15 protein-coding genes are annotated in these 15,973 nt (G+C 66.7%); 4 read left to right on the top strand and 11 right to left on the bottom strand.

Annotation, left to right across the window (positions count from 1 at the left end; translation table 11 throughout):
- Positions 1-5 precede the first annotated feature (5 nt).
- From VAR608DRAFT_RS27760 to VAR608DRAFT_RS27745, 4 genes are all read left to right on the top strand, one after another.
- Positions 6-581: a putative colanic acid biosynthesis acetyltransferase gene (locus VAR608DRAFT_RS27760; RefSeq protein WP_088957001.1), complete on the top strand. Its 576-nt coding sequence runs from the start codon at positions 6-8 to the stop codon at positions 579-581.
- A gap of 68 nt (positions 582-649) precedes the next feature.
- Positions 650-1,159, top strand: a complete 510-nt coding sequence (locus VAR608DRAFT_RS27755; RefSeq protein WP_088957000.1) for an RNA polymerase sigma factor — start codon at positions 650-652, stop codon at positions 1,157-1,159.
- Positions 1,160-1,171: 12 nt separating this feature from the next.
- Positions 1,172-1,906, top strand: coding sequence for an anti-sigma factor family protein (locus tag VAR608DRAFT_RS27750; RefSeq protein ID WP_088956999.1), 735 nt, complete (start codon positions 1,172-1,174; stop codon positions 1,904-1,906).
- Between the two features lie 46 nt (positions 1,907-1,952).
- Entirely contained in the window at positions 1,953-2,333 is a 381-nt protein-coding gene (locus tag VAR608DRAFT_RS27745) for a COG4315 family predicted lipoprotein (protein ID WP_088956998.1), read from the top strand.
- A 66-nt stretch (positions 2,334-2,399) separates the two neighbouring features.
- On the opposite strand, the gene VAR608DRAFT_RS27740 is transcribed toward VAR608DRAFT_RS27745, so the two are convergent.
- The 11 genes from VAR608DRAFT_RS27740 to VAR608DRAFT_RS27690 form a co-directional block, all read right to left on the bottom strand.
- Positions 2,400-2,792 carry a YXWGXW repeat-containing protein gene (locus tag VAR608DRAFT_RS27740; RefSeq protein WP_088956997.1) on the bottom strand — a complete coding sequence of 131 codons (393 nt, stop codon included), beginning with the start codon at positions 2,790-2,792 and terminating at the stop codon, positions 2,400-2,402.
- A gap of 68 nt (positions 2,793-2,860) precedes the next feature.
- On the bottom strand, positions 2,861-3,778 hold the full coding sequence (locus VAR608DRAFT_RS27735; RefSeq protein ID WP_088956996.1) for a DMT family transporter: 918 nt from the start codon (positions 3,776-3,778) through the stop codon (positions 2,861-2,863).
- Positions 3,778-5,610 (bottom strand): translational GTPase TypA, encoded by a 1,833-nt coding sequence (typA, locus tag VAR608DRAFT_RS27730; protein ID WP_088956995.1) that lies wholly within the window; start codon positions 5,608-5,610, stop codon positions 3,778-3,780. Before typA ends, VAR608DRAFT_RS27735 begins: the two co-directional genes overlap by 1 nt.
- Positions 5,607-6,554, bottom strand: coding sequence for a tRNA pseudouridine(55) synthase TruB (gene truB, locus VAR608DRAFT_RS27725; RefSeq protein WP_088956994.1), 948 nt, complete (start codon positions 6,552-6,554; stop codon positions 5,607-5,609). The genes typA and truB overlap by 4 nt, the downstream gene beginning before the upstream one ends.
- Positions 6,555-6,556: 2 nt before the next feature.
- A complete protein-coding gene (gene rbfA, locus VAR608DRAFT_RS27720) occupies positions 6,557-6,928 on the bottom strand; it encodes a 30S ribosome-binding factor RbfA (protein ID WP_068685509.1) in 372 nt (123 codons plus the stop codon).
- Between the two features lie 24 nt (positions 6,929-6,952).
- Positions 6,953-9,892 carry a translation initiation factor IF-2 gene (infB, locus tag VAR608DRAFT_RS27715; protein WP_088956993.1) on the bottom strand — a complete coding sequence of 980 codons (2,940 nt, stop codon included), beginning with the start codon at positions 9,890-9,892 and terminating at the stop codon, positions 6,953-6,955.
- A 24-nt stretch (positions 9,893-9,916) separates the two neighbouring features.
- A complete protein-coding gene (gene nusA, locus VAR608DRAFT_RS27710; RefSeq protein WP_088956992.1) occupies positions 9,917-11,401 on the bottom strand; it encodes a transcription termination factor NusA in 1,485 nt (494 codons plus the stop codon).
- A 17-nt stretch (positions 11,402-11,418) separates the two neighbouring features.
- Positions 11,419-12,042, bottom strand: coding sequence for a ribosome maturation factor RimP (rimP, locus tag VAR608DRAFT_RS27705; protein ID WP_088956991.1), 624 nt, complete (start codon positions 12,040-12,042; stop codon positions 11,419-11,421).
- A gap of 235 nt (positions 12,043-12,277) precedes the next feature.
- The gene (locus VAR608DRAFT_RS27700; protein ID WP_088956990.1) at positions 12,278-13,900 is read right to left on the bottom strand and encodes an ABC transporter ATP-binding protein; all 1,623 of its coding nucleotides are present in this window, start codon (positions 13,898-13,900) and stop codon (positions 12,278-12,280) included.
- A complete protein-coding gene (locus tag VAR608DRAFT_RS27695; protein WP_088956989.1) occupies positions 13,897-14,949 on the bottom strand; it encodes an ABC transporter permease in 1,053 nt (350 codons plus the stop codon). Before VAR608DRAFT_RS27695 ends, VAR608DRAFT_RS27700 begins: the two co-directional genes overlap by 4 nt.
- Positions 14,942-15,973: a microcin C ABC transporter permease YejB gene (locus tag VAR608DRAFT_RS27690; RefSeq protein ID WP_088956988.1), complete on the bottom strand. Its 1,032-nt coding sequence runs from the start codon at positions 15,971-15,973 to the stop codon at positions 14,942-14,944. Before VAR608DRAFT_RS27690 ends, VAR608DRAFT_RS27695 begins: the two co-directional genes overlap by 8 nt.

Raw genomic sequence — 15,973 nt, 5'->3', positions numbered from 1 at the left:
CCCGGATGGCGCTGCAACCCCTGGACGCCTCGCGCGTCAATCCGCTCGAAGGCGGCCCGAGCTTCTCGCTGGGCAACCGGATCCTGCGCGCCGTCTGGAACGTGACCTGGGCCGTCCTCGCGTCCTGGACGCCGCCGCAGATGAGCTTCTGGCGCCGCTTCCTGCTGAAGCTCTTCGGCGCCAGGCTGGGCGAGGCGAGCGACGTGCGCGGCAGTGCGAGGGTCTGGTATCCCCCTCATCTGCATCTCGCGGATCGCGCGCTGCTGGCCGAGCGGGTGACCTGCTACAACATGGCGCCGATCTCGCTGGGCCGCGGCGCACTGGTCTCGCAAGGGGCGCACCTCTGCGCCGGCACCCACGACATCTCGTCGAGCGCTTTCCAGCTGATCGCACGGCCGATCACGATCGGTCCGCGGGCCTGGATCGCGGCCGAGGCCTTCGTCGGCCCCGGCGTGGAAGTCGGCGAAGGCGCGGTGCTGGGCGCACGCAGCGTCGCCTTCCGGTCGCTCGAACCATGGACCGTCTACGGCGGCAACCCCGCGAAGCCGCTGAAGCGGCGCGTCCTGAAGGACGCCAGCTGATTTTTTTTGAGGCCATGGAATAAACGCCGGGTCGCCGGCGTTCATGCAGCATCAGCCCAACTGCATCCATGGATTCCAGCGCCATCGTCCAGCACATCCCGAGCCTGCGCCGCTATGCCCGCGCGCTGACCGGCGACGCCTGGACCGCCGATGACCTCGTGCAGGACACGCTCGAGCGCGCCTGCAGCAAATGGCGCCTGTGGCGTGTCGGCACCGATCTGCGCGCCTGGCTCTTCACGATCATGCACAACGTCTTCGCGAGCCAGGTCCGCCGCGCGCCGGCACGCAGCGCGGTCGACCTCGACGACGTGGTCCACGAACTGCGGGTCGTCGACTCGCATCGCGACCAGGCCATCGATCTGCAGCGCTGCCTGCTGCTGCTGCCGGAAGACCAGCGCGCGGTGCTGCTGCTGGTCGCGCTGGAAGACCTTTCCTATGCAGAGGTGGCCAAGGTGCTCGGCATTCCGGTGGGCACGGTGATGTCTCGACTTTCGCGGGCACGCGATCGTCTGAGAGAACTGATGGAAGCAGCGCCGCCGCCGGTCACGGGCCGTCCCGGTCTGCGGCGCCTCAAGTAGCCGGCCCACATCATGAAGACCACCGAAGCTCCCTTCGATGACGCCTCGCCCGAATGGCAGGCTGAGCGCGACGCCTTGCGAGAGTTGCATCGCGAGGTGCTCGACGAGCCGATTCCGCCGACCTTGCTGGCCGCGGCGCGGCGGGCCGCACGCTCGCAGGCGCACAAGGCGCGATGGGCGCGCTGGGGCGGCATGGCCGCAGGTATTGCGCTTGCCTTTGGCGCCGGCTGGCTGGCCAATGCGCAATGGACGGGTTCCGGCACCGGGTCGATGTTGGCGCGTTCGCCGGCGGCCCGCGAGTTCGTTCATGCCGCCGCCGTCGCGCACGTCGTCTATGCGCCGGAGAAGCGTCACCCGGTCGAGGTGGCCGCGGCCGAACAGCAGCATCTCGTCCAATGGCTGTCCAGGCGGCTCGACAGGCCCTTGCGCGTGCCCGATCTCACGGCGCAGGGCTACACGCTGGTCGGCGGACGCCTGCTGCCGGGCAATGAAGGCGCACGCGCGCAGTTCATGTTCGAGCGGGCCGGTGGCGAGCGGCTCACCCTCTACATCGGCAGCCTGGGTGCCGGGGCCGATGCTTCACGCGGCGACGAAACAGCCTTCCGCTTCTCGGCCGACGGCCCGGTCCCCAGCTTCTACTGGGTCGACCGCGGCTTCGGCTATGCACTGACCGGCCCGCTCTCGCGGGACGCCTTGCTCGGTCTCGCCACCGTGGTCCACCGCCAGCTTGAAAAGGCCGATGGATAGACTGCGGCTTCGCGCCCCATTTTTTTCAACCGAAGGAGAAAACTTCATGAAACTGTTCAGCGCCTCGATCCTTGCCGCCGCCCTGCTTGCCGGTTGCGGAAGCATGTCACCCGCAGCCGACACGCCCACCCGCACCGCCGACGGCGTGCTGATCGGCCCGACGGGCATGACGCTCTACACCTTCGACCGTGACGCGCCCAACAGCGGCAAATCGGCCTGCAACGGTCCGTGCGCCGCCAACTGGCCGCCGCTCCCGGTGGCCGACACGGCCAAGCCCATGGGCGCCTATACGATCATCACGCGCGATGACGGCAAGAAGCAGTGGGCCTACAAGGGCTCGCCGCTGTACTACTGGTCGAAGGACGCCAAGCCCGGCGACAAGACCGGCGACGGGATGCTGGGCGTCTGGAAGGTCGCGCGCCCCTGAGCCGAGGCGATGCAAAAGAAAAGGGCCGGTCGCAACCGGCCTTTTTTTTCGTTCGCAGGGGACGGATCAGCACCGGCCCTTTTTCGCCTGTCCCGGAGGGCAGTGATAGCCATCACCGTCGAAGTCCTGATGATGCCCCTTCGCCTTGCCCGGCTTCCATTCGGGCTCGACCCAGCGCCATCCGCCCTGGGCCTGCACCCAGCGGCCGGGCGCATAGACGTAGTCCGGCCTGGCGGGCTGCCAGTAGCCCTGCTGCCAGGCGTAGGCGTCGTGGCGGTACTGCCAGGCCCCCGGCACCCAGACATAGCCCACGCGCGGCGGCGGCAGCGGCTCGTAGCGCGGCGCAGGCGGCGCCACCGTTATCAGGCCGGGCACGTTGATGTTGACCGACACCTGCGCCGAAGCGCAAAACGGCGCGGCGGCCAGGGCACAAGCCAGAAGAGTGGATGAAAGTCGCATCAATACCTTCCTTCGAAAAATGAATCAACGTGGCAGTCCAGGTCCGGGGATCAGTGATTGCCCTTAGTTCAGGAACTTCCGCTCAGCGCCGCACCGGGAACGCGGCGCTCGCGCAGGCCGAGCAGTTCATTGAACACCAATGCGCCGATCACGAGGGCGCCGCCGGTCAGCACGCTGGACGGCGGTTCCTCGCCGGCGCCGACCCAGGCGAGCGCAATGCCGAAGATCACTTCCAGGAGCGCGAGCAGCGACACCTCGGGCGCCTTCAGCACGCGGGCGCAGATAACCGAAAGTACGCATGGGATCGCAAGCTGCACCAGGCCGAGAAAGGCCAGCAGGCTCAGATCGTGCGCATTCGCCTGGAACGGCCAGGCCAGCGGCAAGGTGACCAGCGCCGAGATGGCCGCGCCGATCAGCACTGCCGGCACGAGGTCGATGTCATGGCCTTTCGCATGCGCATGCTGGACCACCGTCCAGTTGCACGCCGCCGCGAGCGGCACGCACAAGGCCACGAGCGTGCCGACGAGCAGGCCCTCCCCCAGTTGCGTGCCGTACATCCAGCCGATGCCCAGGCCCGCCAGCACGATCGCGGCCCAGGTGCGGGCAGGCAGCTTGTGGCCGATGAAGATCCGCGCGGCCAGCGCGGTCAGAAGCGGCCCGACGGCCATCGTCACGAGGACGTTGGCGACGCTGGTCAGCGTGAGCGCCACCATGAAGGCGGTGAACATCACGCTCCAGCAGAGGCCCGAGATCCACAGCTCGCGCCCGCCGCGGCGGATCTTGGCGAACACCGCCGGCCCCTGCCACAGCGGCAGGATGACGAGCAGCGCCACCAGCGTGAAGAAGCTGCGCCAGAACGTCACTTCGAAGCTGCGCGCGTGCTCCAGATGCCGAGTGACCAGTCCGGCCGTGGCCCACATCAGGGTCACGGCGACCATCAGCCAGGCGGCACGGCCATGGGTCAAACCACGACCTCCGGCATGCATCAGGCGGTCTCGCGCGAGGCGCGCTTGCGCTCGTGTTCCTTGAGGTAGCGCTTGCGCAGGCGCACGCTCTTGGGCGTGATCTCGACCAGCTCGTCGTCCTCGATGAACTCCACGCCGTACTCCAGCGTGAGATCGATCGGCGGCGTGATCTTGATCGCGTCTTCCTTGCCCGAGACGCGGAAGTTGGTGAGCTGCTTGGTGCGCGTGGCGTTGACCACCAGGTCGTTGTCGCGGCTGTGGATGCCGACGATCATGCCCTCGTACACCGGGTCGTTGGCGCGCACGAACATGCGGCCGCGATCGTCCAGCTTGCCCAGCGCGTAGGTGAAGATCTCGCCGTCGTCCATCGAGATCAGCACGCCGTTCTTGCGGCCGCCGATCTCGCCCTTGTGCGGCTCGTAGCCGTCGAAGATGTTGGAGATCAGGCCCGAACCGCGCGTCAGGTTGAGGAATTCGTTGCTGAACCCGATCAGGCCGCGCGCCGGAATGCGGTATTCGAGGCGCACGCGGCCCTTGCCGTCCGGCTCCATGTTGACGAGGTCGCCCTTGCGCTCGCCGAGCGCCTGCATCACGCCGCCCTGGTGCTGTTCCTCGATGTCGGCGGTCACCAGCTCGATCGGCTCGCAGCGCACGCCTTCGATGTCGCGGAACACCACGCGCGGCTTGGAGACCGCCATCTCGTAGCCTTCGCGGCGCATGTTCTCCAGCAGGATGGTGAGGTGCAGTTCACCGCGGCCCATCACTTCGAAGACGCCTTCTTCGTTGGTTTCCTTCACGCGCAGCGCCACGTTGTGCTGCAGTTCCTTCTGCAGGCGGTCCCAGATCTGGCGGCTGGTGACGTACTTGCCTTCGCGGCCGGCGAGCGGGCTGGTGTTGACGCAGAAGTTCATCGTCAGGGTCGGCTCGTCGATCCTGAGCATCGGCAGCGGCGCCGGCTTCGCCGGATCGGTGATCGTGACGCCGATGCCGATGTCCTCGATGCCGTTGATCAGCACGATTTCACCGGGGCCCGCCTCCTTGGTCTGGACGCGATCCAGGCCCTGGAAGGTCAGCACCTGGTTGACTCTTCCCTTGATCGCCTTGCCGTCCGGCCCTTCCATCACGACGACGTCCATCATCGGCTTGATGGTCCCCGCGTTGACGCGGCCCACGCCGATGCGGCCCACGAAGGTCGAGAAGTCGAGCGCGGAGATCTGCAGCTGCAGCGGTGCGTCGGGATCGCCGGCGTGCGCGGGCACGTGCTTGAGGACGGTGTCGAACAGCGCCGACATGTCCGGCCCCCACTGCTCGCCCGGCGCGCCTTCTTCCAGCGACGACCAGCCGTTGATGCCCGAGGCGTAGACCACGGGGAAGTCGAGTTGCTCGTCGGTGGCGCCCAGCTTGTCGAACAGGTCGAAGGCGGCGTTGACCACGTGATCCGGACGTGCGCCGGGCTTGTCGACCTTGTTCACGACCAGGATCGGCTTCAGGCCCAGGGCCAGCGCCTTCTTGGTCACGAAGCGCGTTTGCGGCATCGGGCCTTCCTGCGCATCGATCAGCAGCACGACGCCGTCGACCATGCTCAGCGCACGCTCCACCTCGCCGCCGAAGTCCGCGTGCCCGGGGGTGTCCACGATGTTGATGTGCGTGCCCTTCCAGGTCACGGCGCAGTTCTTGGCCAGGATCGTGATGCCGCGCTCTTTTTCGATGGCGTTGTTGTCCATCACGGTGTCGACCACTTTCTCGTGCTCGGCAAAGGTGCCCGACTGGCGCAGCAGCTGGTCGACCATCGTGGTCTTGCCATGGTCGACGTGGGCAATGATGGCGATGTTGCGAATCTGATTGGTGCTCATGGTGTCGCTTCGGTCAATAGTGTTTGCTGTATTTCGATGGGGCTCAGCAAGCGCCCCGGAATGAGTTCGCCCGCCTTCACGTGGGCGGTGCCGAGGAAGGTGCGAGGCCGGTCGCCGAACACGGCCACGGCCGGGGAATCGGACCAGCCACCGCGCCGGCGAAGGCCGGAGAGGAAGCGACCGGCATCTTCCGCACCGAGCGTGACACGGGTGTGATCGGCCACCAGCGACTCGGCGGGCAGGAGGCGGGCAAGGCGTTCGCTTTCGTCCATGGCTTCGAAGGCCTCCAGCGTCACGCATTGGCTGGCATGGAAGCCGCCGGTGGCGATGCGCCGCAAGGCAACGAGGTGGGCACCGCAACCGAGGGCTTCGCCGATGTCCTCGCCGAGCGTGCGGATGTAGGTGCCCTTGCTGACGGTGGCCCGGATGTGGATGTCGTCGCTGCCCGGCTGGGTGGTGATCGAAAGGCTGTGGATCACGACGTCGCGCGCGGCGCGTTCGACTTCGAGGCCTTCGCGGGCATATTCGTACAGCGCCCTGCCGTCCTTCTTGAGGGCGCTGTGCATCGGCGGCACCTGGCGGATCGGGCCGGTGAAGCGGGCCTGCACCCGCGCCAGATCGCCCTCGTCGACGGCGACCGGGCGCCGCTCGATCACTTCGCCTTCGGCATCGCCGGTCGATGTCCTGACGCCCAGGCGGGCCACGGCCTCGTAGGTCTTGTCCGCATCCAGATGGAGCTGGCTGAACTTGGTGGCGGCGCCGAAGCACAGCGGCAGCACACCGGTCGCGAGGGGGTCCAGCGTGCCGGTATGCCCGGCCTTCTCGGCGCGCAGCAGCCACTTGGCCTTCTGCAGGGCCTGGTTGCTGGACAGACCCAGCGGTTTGTCGAGCAGCAACACCCCGTGCACAGGGCGCCGCTGCACCCGTGTGCGTGGCGCGTTCATCTTCAGTCGTCTTTGGAACGGGAAGCGACGGCCTGCGCGATCAGCGCATTCATGTCGGCGGCGCGCTCGGTCGTGCGATCGAACTGGAAGTGAAGCGTCGGCACCGTGTGGATGTGCAGACGCTTGAACAGGCCGTTGCGCAGGAAGCCCGCCGCCTGGTTCAGCGCCTCGGTCGTCTCCACCGGATCGCCCACGAGCAGGCTGAAGAAGACCTTCGCGTGCGCGTAGTCGGGCGTGACCTCGACGGCCTGGATCGTCACCATGCCGACCCGCGGGTCCTTCAACTCGCGCGCGATCAGCTCCGTCAGATCGCGCTGGATCTGATCGGCGACCTTGAAGGCGCGGTTGGGGGTTGCGGCTTTTCTCTTCGGCATTTGAACAATCGCAAGCGTCGCACCTTACAACGTACGCGCGATCTCCTTGATCTCGAAGAACTCCAGCTGATCACCTTCCTTGATGTCGTTGTAGTTCTTGAGCTTGATACCGCACTCGAAGCCTTCGCGCACTTCGCGCACATCGTCCTTCATGCGCTTGAGCGATTCCAGCTCGCCGGTGTAGATCACCACGTTGTCGCGCAACAGGCGGAAATGCGCGTTGCGGTTGACCGAACCCGAGGTGACCATACAGCCCGCAACCGTACCGATCTTGGACGCCACGAACACGGTGCGGATCTCGGCCGAACCGATGACCTCTTCGCGCCGCTCCGGAGCCAGCATGCCGGCCATCGCCGTCTTCAGGTCGTCCACCGCGTCGTAGATGATGCTGTAGTAGTGGATCTCGATGTTGTTGCCTTCGGCGTGCTTGCGCGCGCCGGCATCGGCACGCACGTTGAAGCCGATGACCATCGCCTTGGAAGCGATCGCGAGGTTGATGTCCGATTCGCTGATGCCACCCACGGCGGCATACACGACCTGCACCTTGACCTCTTCGTTCGAGAGCTTGAGCAGGGATTGCGCGAGCGCTTCCTGCGAGCCCTGGACGTCGGCCTTGATGATGATCGGCACCGTCTTGACTTCGCCGGCGGTCATGTCCGCGAACATGTTCTCCAGCTTGGCCGCCTGCTGCTTCGCGAGCTTGGTGTTGCGGAACTTGCCCGCGCGATAGGTCGCGATCTCGCGCGCGCGGCGCTCGTCGCCCATCACCATGAACTCGTCGCCGGCTTGCGGCACTTCCGTCAGGCCCTGGATTTCGACGGGGATCGACGGGCCGGCGGTCTTCACGGGCTTGCCGTCCTCGTCGATCATGGCGCGAACGCGCCCGTAGGTCGAACCCGCGAGCACCACGTCGCCGGTCTTCAACGTACCGGACTGCACCAGCACCGTCGCCACCGGACCGCGGCCCTTGTCGAGCTGCGCTTCGATGACCAGACCCTTGGCGGCGGCATCCACCGGCGCCTTGAGTTCCAGGATTTCAGCCTGGAGCAGGACCTGCTCGAGCAGGTCGTCCACGCCCTGCCCCGTCTTGGCGGACACGGGCACGAACGGCGTGTCGCCGCCGTACTCTTCGGGCACGACTTCCTCGGCCACCAGTTCCTGCTTGACGCGGTCGAGGTTGGCATCGGGCTTGTCGATCTTGTTGATCGCCACCACGATCGGCACCTTGGCGGCCTTCGCGTGCTTGATGGCTTCCTTGGTCTGCGGCATGACGCCGTCGTCCGCGGCGACCACCAGGATCACGATGTCGGTCGCCTGGGCGCCGCGCGCACGCATGGCGGTGAACGCCTCGTGGCCCGGGGTATCCAGGAACGAGACCATGCCGCGATCCGTCTGCACGTGATAGGCACCGATGTGCTGCGTGATGCCACCGGCTTCGCCCGCGGCGACCTTGGTGCGGCGGATGTAGTCCAGCAGCGAGGTCTTGCCGTGGTCGACGTGGCCCATCACGGTCACGACCGGTGCGCGCGGCAGCGCCTCGGCCTGTTGTGCCGACACGTCCTCGTCGGTGAAGGCTTCGGGATCGTCCAGCGCCGCAACCACGGCGTTGTGGCCCATTTCCTCCACGATGATCATCGCGGTGTCCTGGTCCAGCGACTGGTTGATGGTCGCCATCTGGCCGAGCTTCATCAACTGCTTGATGACTTCCGACGCCTTGATGGACATCTTGTGCGCGAGCTCGGCGACCGTGATGGTCTCGGGCACGTGCACTTCGAGCACCCGTGCCTCGACCGGCGGCGCCGGCGCACGTTCCTCGATGCCGTTGCGGTCGTTGCCGCGCCGGCCGCGCGGGCCACCGCGCCAGTTGCCGCGTCCGACGCCACCGCTGGCGTCGCCACGGGTCTTGATTTCCTTCTTCTTGGCTGTGTCACCGGCCCAGCTCGACGAGAGCTTGGCGGACTTCACTTCCTTGCCGGCTCCGGCAGCACCCGCGGGGGCGGCAGGCGCCGGTGCGCCCGCCGCCGCGGCCGGCGCACCCGTACGGGCGGCAGGCGCGGTCGGCTTGTGCAGCGTGCCCTTGACCCCTGCCTTGGCTTGCGCGGCGGCGGGCTTTTCGGGCGCCTTCGGCACCAGCACGCGCGCCGGCGCGTTCAGCATCGCGCGGATGGCCTCGGCTTCAGCCAGCGCCTTGCGGCGACGCTCGTCGAGATCCCGGGCGCGTGCAGCCTCTTCCTCGGCGCGCGCCTTCGACTCGGCGGCAGCCTTGGCCTTGGCATCTTCCTTGACTTGCACCGGGGCGGGTTCCGCAGCCTTGCGATCCGACTCTGCCGGCGCTTCCTCGACCGCTTCGGGGCCACCCGCGGTGACGGCCGCCGCAGCAGCGGCTTCCGCGGCCTTCTTCTGGGCGGCAGCCGCCTTGGCTTCCTGTTCCGCGCGTTCGGCTTCCTCGGCGCGGGCGCGCTCGCGCGCCTCGGCTTCTTCGCGCAGGCGGCGCTTCTCTGCGAGCTCTTCTTCCTGGCGGCGGATCAATTCGGCCTGGCGACGCGCCTCTTCCTCGCGGCGAGCGAGTTCGGCTTCGTCGATACCGGGGGCGGCGGGCGCTGCAGCAGCCGCCCGGGTCTCGACCTGCGGGGCAGCGGCTTCGGCGGCCGCCGGGTGACCGTCGTCGCGCTGGATGAAGGTGCGCTTCTTGCGCACTTCGACCTGGATGGTCCGGGCGCGACCCGTCGCGTCCGCCTGCTTGATCTCGCTGGTCGATTTCTTCGTGAGCGTGATCTTCTTGCGCTCCGGCTCGACCGTGCCGTGGCTGGCCTTCAGGAAGCCGAGCAAGCGTTGCTTGTCCGCCTCGGTGAGCGCATCCGTTGCGGCGACCTTGGGCACGCCCGCGCTCTTGAGCTGGTCAAGCAGGATTTCGGGAGTCTTCTTGAGCTCGTTGGCGAACTCGGCGACAGTGGTACTGGACATATTCGTTTCGTGCCTCCATGACCATCACTCTTGGCCGGCGAACCAGTGTTCGCGGGCCTTCAAGATGAGGTTCTTGGCGTCATCGGCGCTCTGGCCGGTGATCTCGGTGAGTTCATCGACCGCGAGGTCGGCCAGGTCGTCACGGGTGTGCACACCCGCCTCGGCCAGCTTCGGAATGAGCGCCGGGTCGAGCCCGGCGAGGTCCCGCAGGTCCTGGGAAACGCTCTCGACGTTTTCTTCACGGGCGATTTCCAGGGTCAGCAGCGCATCCTTGGCGCGCGAACGCAGTTCGTTGACCGTATCCTCGTCGAAAGCCTCGATCTCGAGCATTTCCGAGATCGGCACGTAAGCCACTTCCTCCAGGCTGGTGAAGCCTTCGGAGATCAGGATGTCCGCGATTTCCTCGTCCACATCGAGCTTTTCCATGAAAAGCTTGCGGCTCGCGTCGGTCTCGGTCGCCTGCTTCTGGGCCGATTCGTTGGCGTCCATGATGTTGATCTTCCAGCCGGTCAGGTCGGAGGCGAGCCTCACGTTCTGGCCGCCGCGGCCGATCGCGATCGCGAGGTTCTCCTCGTCGACCACCACGTCCATCGCATGCTTTTCCTCGTCGACGACGATCGAGGTCACGTTGGCCGGCGCCAGCGCGCCGATCACGAACTGGGCCGGGTCCTCGCTCCAGAGCACGATATCGACGCGCTCGCCGGCGAGTTCATTGGTGACCGCATTCACGCGCGTGCCACGCACGCCGACGCAGGTGCCGATCGGGTCGACACGCTTGTCGTGCGACAGCACGGCGATCTTGGCGCGCGAGCCGGGATCGCGGGCGCAGCTCTTGATCTCGAGCAGGCCCTGTTCGATCTCCGGCACTTCCTGGCGGAACAACTCGATCATGAACTCGGGCGCCGCACGCGACAGGATGATCGGCGCGCCGCGCAGGGTGAGGTCGACCTCCATGATCATGGCGCGCACGCGGTCGCCGTTGCGCAGGTTTTCCTTGGCGATCATTTCGCTGCGGCGCAGACGGCCTTCGACACGGCCGGCCTCGACGATGATGTCGCCCTTGTCCAGGCGCTTGACGGTGCCGGTGAAGATCTTCTCGCCGCGCGACATGAAGTCGTTGAGCAGCATCTCGCGCTCCGCGTCGCGGATCTTCTGCAGGATCACCTGCTTGGCAGCCATCGCGCCGATGCGGCCGATCGGCATGGACTCGACGGACTCTTCGATGTACTCGTCGATCTCGATGTCCGGCATCTCTTCCTTGGCTTCGAAGAGCAGGATTTCCTGGTCGGGCATTTGCAGGCCGGCCTCGTCGGGCACCACGTGCCAGCGGCGGAAGGTCTCGTAGTCGCCGCTTTCGCGGTCGATCGCCACACGAATGTCCACCTCACCCGGATAGAGCTTCTTGGTCGCTTGCGCAAGGGCGGATTCGACGGCGCCGAAGACGACGTCGCGCTCGACGTTCTTCTCGCGCGAGATCGCATCCACCAACATCAACATTTCGCGATTCATGCCACCAATCTCCTCGTTCAGTCCGACACCAACGTGCCGGGTTTGGGCCTGCGCCCCTTGAAATCCACAATTGGCGCGAGCCGCGCCTCGCGCAACTCGTCCAAGGCAAAACCGAGCGCCTGCAACGGGGCGGGCGCGCGCTTCTTGCTGACTTTCTGGCCAGGCTTGGGCGCCGGCCTGCCTTCTGGCTCCTGGCTCCAGACGATCTGCCAAGCATGCGAACCGTCCGCGCCTGCGACACGCTCCAGCGTGCCGCGAAACTTCTTGCGGTTGGCTGCCACCTGCCCACCCGCAGCGGCGCCCATCGGCGCCTTGAGCGTGATGTCGATCACCTCGCCGACAAAACGCTCGAAATCCTGCTCATTGCGCAACGGACGGTCAATACCCGGGGAGGACACCTCGAGCCGCTTGTAGTCGACCCCATCCACCTCGAGCGCGAACTGCAACTGCCGAGTGACTTTTTCGCAATCCTCGACCGTCACGAAAGGCTCGGGCGCCGCGCTTGACGCACCCACTGAGTTGGGGCCATTCCACGGCAAATCAATCGTGACGCGCAGCAATCCACCGGCCGAGCGCTCGATCTCGACCAGGTCGTAGCCGAGTCCGGCCACGGTTGTTTCCACTGTCTGCTGCAATGCCACGTGTCTGTATGCGCCCTTGAAATGTTTTTTTGCCCTGCCGGTGCTGCCCGCCCCGCATGAGCCGCACCGAAATGCATCGACCAATAAAAAACGGGCGGTTGGTACCCGCCCGTTTGGTCGTGAGCTTTGGATTATATGCCAAATGCGTTACGAAATAGCGGTTTCCACTCGTTAATGGGCGCGCCCGGCGCATGGGATCACTGGCTGATCGGCGACATTCGCGCTTCGGATCCTCCTAATCGCCCAGCGCTGCGGCAACCAGCTTCTGCGTGTAGGGATGCTCGGGCGCATCGAGCACCCGCTCGACAGCGCCGGATTCGAGGATCGCGCCGTCCTTCATCACGATGACCTGGTGCGCCATGGCCCGGATGACTTCCACATCGTGCGTGATCAGCAGATAGCTCAGGCCCCGTTCGCGCTGCAGGCGCTGCAGCAGCCCTAGCACCTGCTTCTGGATGGTCACGTCCAGCGCGCTGGTCGGCTCGTCGAGCACCAGCAGCTTCGGATCGACGATCAGTGCCCGTGCGACCGCGAGGCGCTGGCGCTGGCCGCCCGAGAACTCGTGCGGATAGCGGTCCAAGAGCGCCGGGAACTGCGCTTCCGTCAGTCCGACCTGGGCCAGCACCTCGAGCGAACGAGCGCGGCGCGCCGCGGCGTCGAGTTCCGGCGCGTGCACGGTCAGGCCTTCGCCGACGATCTGGTCGACGGTCATCCGGGGCGACAACGACGAAAACGGATCCTGGAAGACGACCTGCATCACCCGGCGCAGCGCGCGGTCGCTGGCGCCGCCCGAATTCCAGCGCCGCCCGGCGACGTCGAGTTCGCCCTGGTGCCTGAGCAGGCCCAGGGCTGCCAGCGCCAGCGTGGACTTGCCGGAGCCGGACTCGCCGACGACGCCGAGTGTTTCGCCGGGCGCGATGCGGAAGTCGGCGCCCTGCACCGCAACGAATTCCCCCTTGCGGAACCAGCCCTTGAAGCCGGGGCGTGGAACCGGATAGATCACGCGCAGCGACTTCGCCGCCAGCACCGGTTCGGCCTGGCGTGGCGCCACGGGGGCCACATCCCTCACCGGGCGGCTGTCGATCAGCTTGCGGGTGTACGGATGTCGCGGCGCGTCGAACACGGTCGACACGCCACCGTACTCGACGATGTGCCCGTCCTCCATCACCGCGACGCGATCCGCGAACCGGCGCACCAGATTGAGGTCGTGCGTGATCAGCAGCACGGCCATGCCGTACTTGTGCTGCAGATCGGTCAGGAGATCGAGGATCTGCGCCCGCACCGTGACGTCGAGCGCGGTGGTCGGCTCGTCGGCGAGCAGCAACCGGGGCCGGCAGGCCAGTGCCATGGCGATCATGGCGCGCTGGCGCTGTCCGCCCGACAACTGGTGCGGGAACGCCCTCGCCCGCCGCGCCGGCTCGGGAATGCCGGTATCCGCGAGCAACTGCACCGCCGCCTCGTGCGCGGCCCGCGCCGACATGGCCTGGTGCAGTTCGAGCACCTCGGCGATCTGGTCGCCCACCGGATAGAGCGCGTTGAGCGCGGTCATCGGCTCCTGGAAGATCATCGCGATCTCCTTGCCTCGGATGCCGCGCAGCTTCGATTCCGGCAAGGCCAGGAGATCGCGCGCGCCGCCGCCCTCTTTGCCTCCCTCGTCCGCGAAAGTGGCAACGCCCGTCACGTCGGCGTTCTGCGCCAGCCGAAGCAGGCCCAGCGCGGTGACCGTCTTTCCCGAGCCGGATTCGCCCACCAGCGCGAGCTTCTCGCCCTGGGCGATCTGGAAGTCGATGCCATGCACCACCTCCTTGTCGCCGAACGCGACGCGAAGGCCCTGGACCTCGAGCAGCGGCTGCGTCATCGGTCGGCCTTCCGCGGATCGAGGGCGTCGCGCAAGGCATCGCCCATGAAGGTGAGCAGCATCAGCGTCAGCACCAGCACGCCGAAGGTCGAAATCGAGATCCACCACGCATCGATGTTCGCCTTGCCCTGGTTCAGGAGTTCCCCGAGCGACGGCGTTCCCGGCGGCACGCCGAGCCCGAGGAAATCGAGCGAGGTCAGCGCCAGGATGGCCGCGCTCATGCGGAACGGCAGGAAGGTGACGACCGGCGTCATGCTGTTGGGCAGGATGTGCCGCCACATGATCTGCAGATTGCCGACACCCAGCGCGCGGGCGGCGCGCACGTAGTCCATCTGCCGGTTGCGCAGGAACTCGGCGCGCACGTAGTCCGAGAGGCCCATCCATCCGAACAGGCTCAGCAGGATCAGCAGCAGCGCCACGCTGGGTGCGAACACCGCGCTGAAGATGATCAGCAGATAGAGCTCGGGCATCGAGCCCCAGATCTCGATGAAGCGCTGGAAGGCCAGATCGACCTTGCCGGCGAAATAGCCCTGCACCGCGCCGGCGGCCACGCCGAGCACCGTGCCGATGGCGGTCAGCGCCAGGCCGAACAGCACGCTCACCCGGAAGCCGTAGATCAGTTGCGCCAGCAGGTCGCGCCCGCGATCGTCGGTGCCGAGCCAGTTGTCGCGGGTCGGCGCTGCCGGGCTGGGCGACTTCGCGAAGTAGTTGAGCGTCTTCGGCCCATAGGTGTTGGGCGCGTAGATCGCCCAGTTGCCGCCCTTCGTGATGCGCTCGCGGATGAACGGGTCGAGATAGTCGGTCGGCGTCTCGAAGTCGCCGCCGAAGGTCTTCTCGGAATAGTCGCGAAGCACGGGGAAATAGAGCTGGCCCTCGTAGCGCATCACCAGCGGGCGGTCGGTCGACAGCACTTCCGCGAAGAGGCTGAGGACCACCATGGCGGCGAAGATCACCAGGCTCCAGAAGCCCAGGCGGTTGCGCTTGAAGCGCATCCACGCGCGGCGTCCCGGGCTCAGCGACACGGACGGGCGGGACGGCGCGCTAGTCAAACTTCACCCTCGGGTCGACCCATACGTAGCAAAGATCGGAGATGAGCTTGGTCAGGAGGCCGATCAGCGTGAAGAGGTAGAGCGTGCCGAGCACCACCGGATAGTCGCGCCGGATCACGCTCTCGTAACCCAAGAGGCCAAGGCCGTCGAGCGAGAACAGCGTCTCGATCAGCAGCGATCCGGCGAAGAAGGCGCCGATGAACGCGGCCGGCAGCCCGGTCACGATCGGGATCAGCGCATTGCGGAAGACGTGCTTCCAGAGCACCTGCCGCTCGCCCAGGCCCTTGGCCCGCGCGGTCAGGACGTACTGCTTGCGGATCTCCTCCAGGAAAGCGTTCTTGGTCAGCATCGAGGTCACGGCGAAGCTGCCGAGCACCATCGCGGTCACCGGCAGCGTGATGTGCCAGAGGTAGTCGACGATGCGCGCGCCCCAGTTCATCTCGTCCCAGTTGGCCGAGGTCAGGCCGCGCAGCGGGAACCACTGGAACTGCCCGCCGAAGACCACCAGCAGCGCCACGCCGAGCACGAAGCCGGGGATCGCATAGCCCACGAGGATCAGCAGCGTCGTCACCAGGTCGAACCGGGTGCCGGCGCGGACCGCTTTCGCCACGCCCAGCGGCACCGCGACGCCATAGCTGATCAGGAAGGTCCAGAGGCCGAGGCTGATGGACACCGGGAGCTTTTCGAGGATCAGTGTCCATACATCCTTGTTCTGGAAGAAGCTGCGGCCGAGATCGAAGCGCGCGAACTGCCCGAGCATCTGGAACAGCCGCTCGTGCGCCGGCTTGTCGAAGCCGTACAGCGCCTTGATCTCCGCCAGCCGCTTGGGGTCGACGCCCTGGTTGCCGCGGTAGTTCGAGCCGCCCGATTCGACGCCGCCGCCGCGTACGTTCGCCCTCGCCTCGGCCAGGTACTGCTCGACCGGACCACCGGGCACGAACTGGATGACGACGAAAGTCACCAGCAGCACGCCGAGCAGGGTCGGGATGAACAACAGCAGCCGCTTCAGAACGTAGGCCAGCAT

Source organism: Variovorax sp. HW608 (genome assembly GCF_900090195.1).
In the GTDB taxonomy this organism is placed as follows: Bacteria; Pseudomonadota; Gammaproteobacteria; order Burkholderiales; family Burkholderiaceae_C; genus Variovorax.
This window is presented reverse-complemented; position numbering and strand designations above follow the sequence as displayed.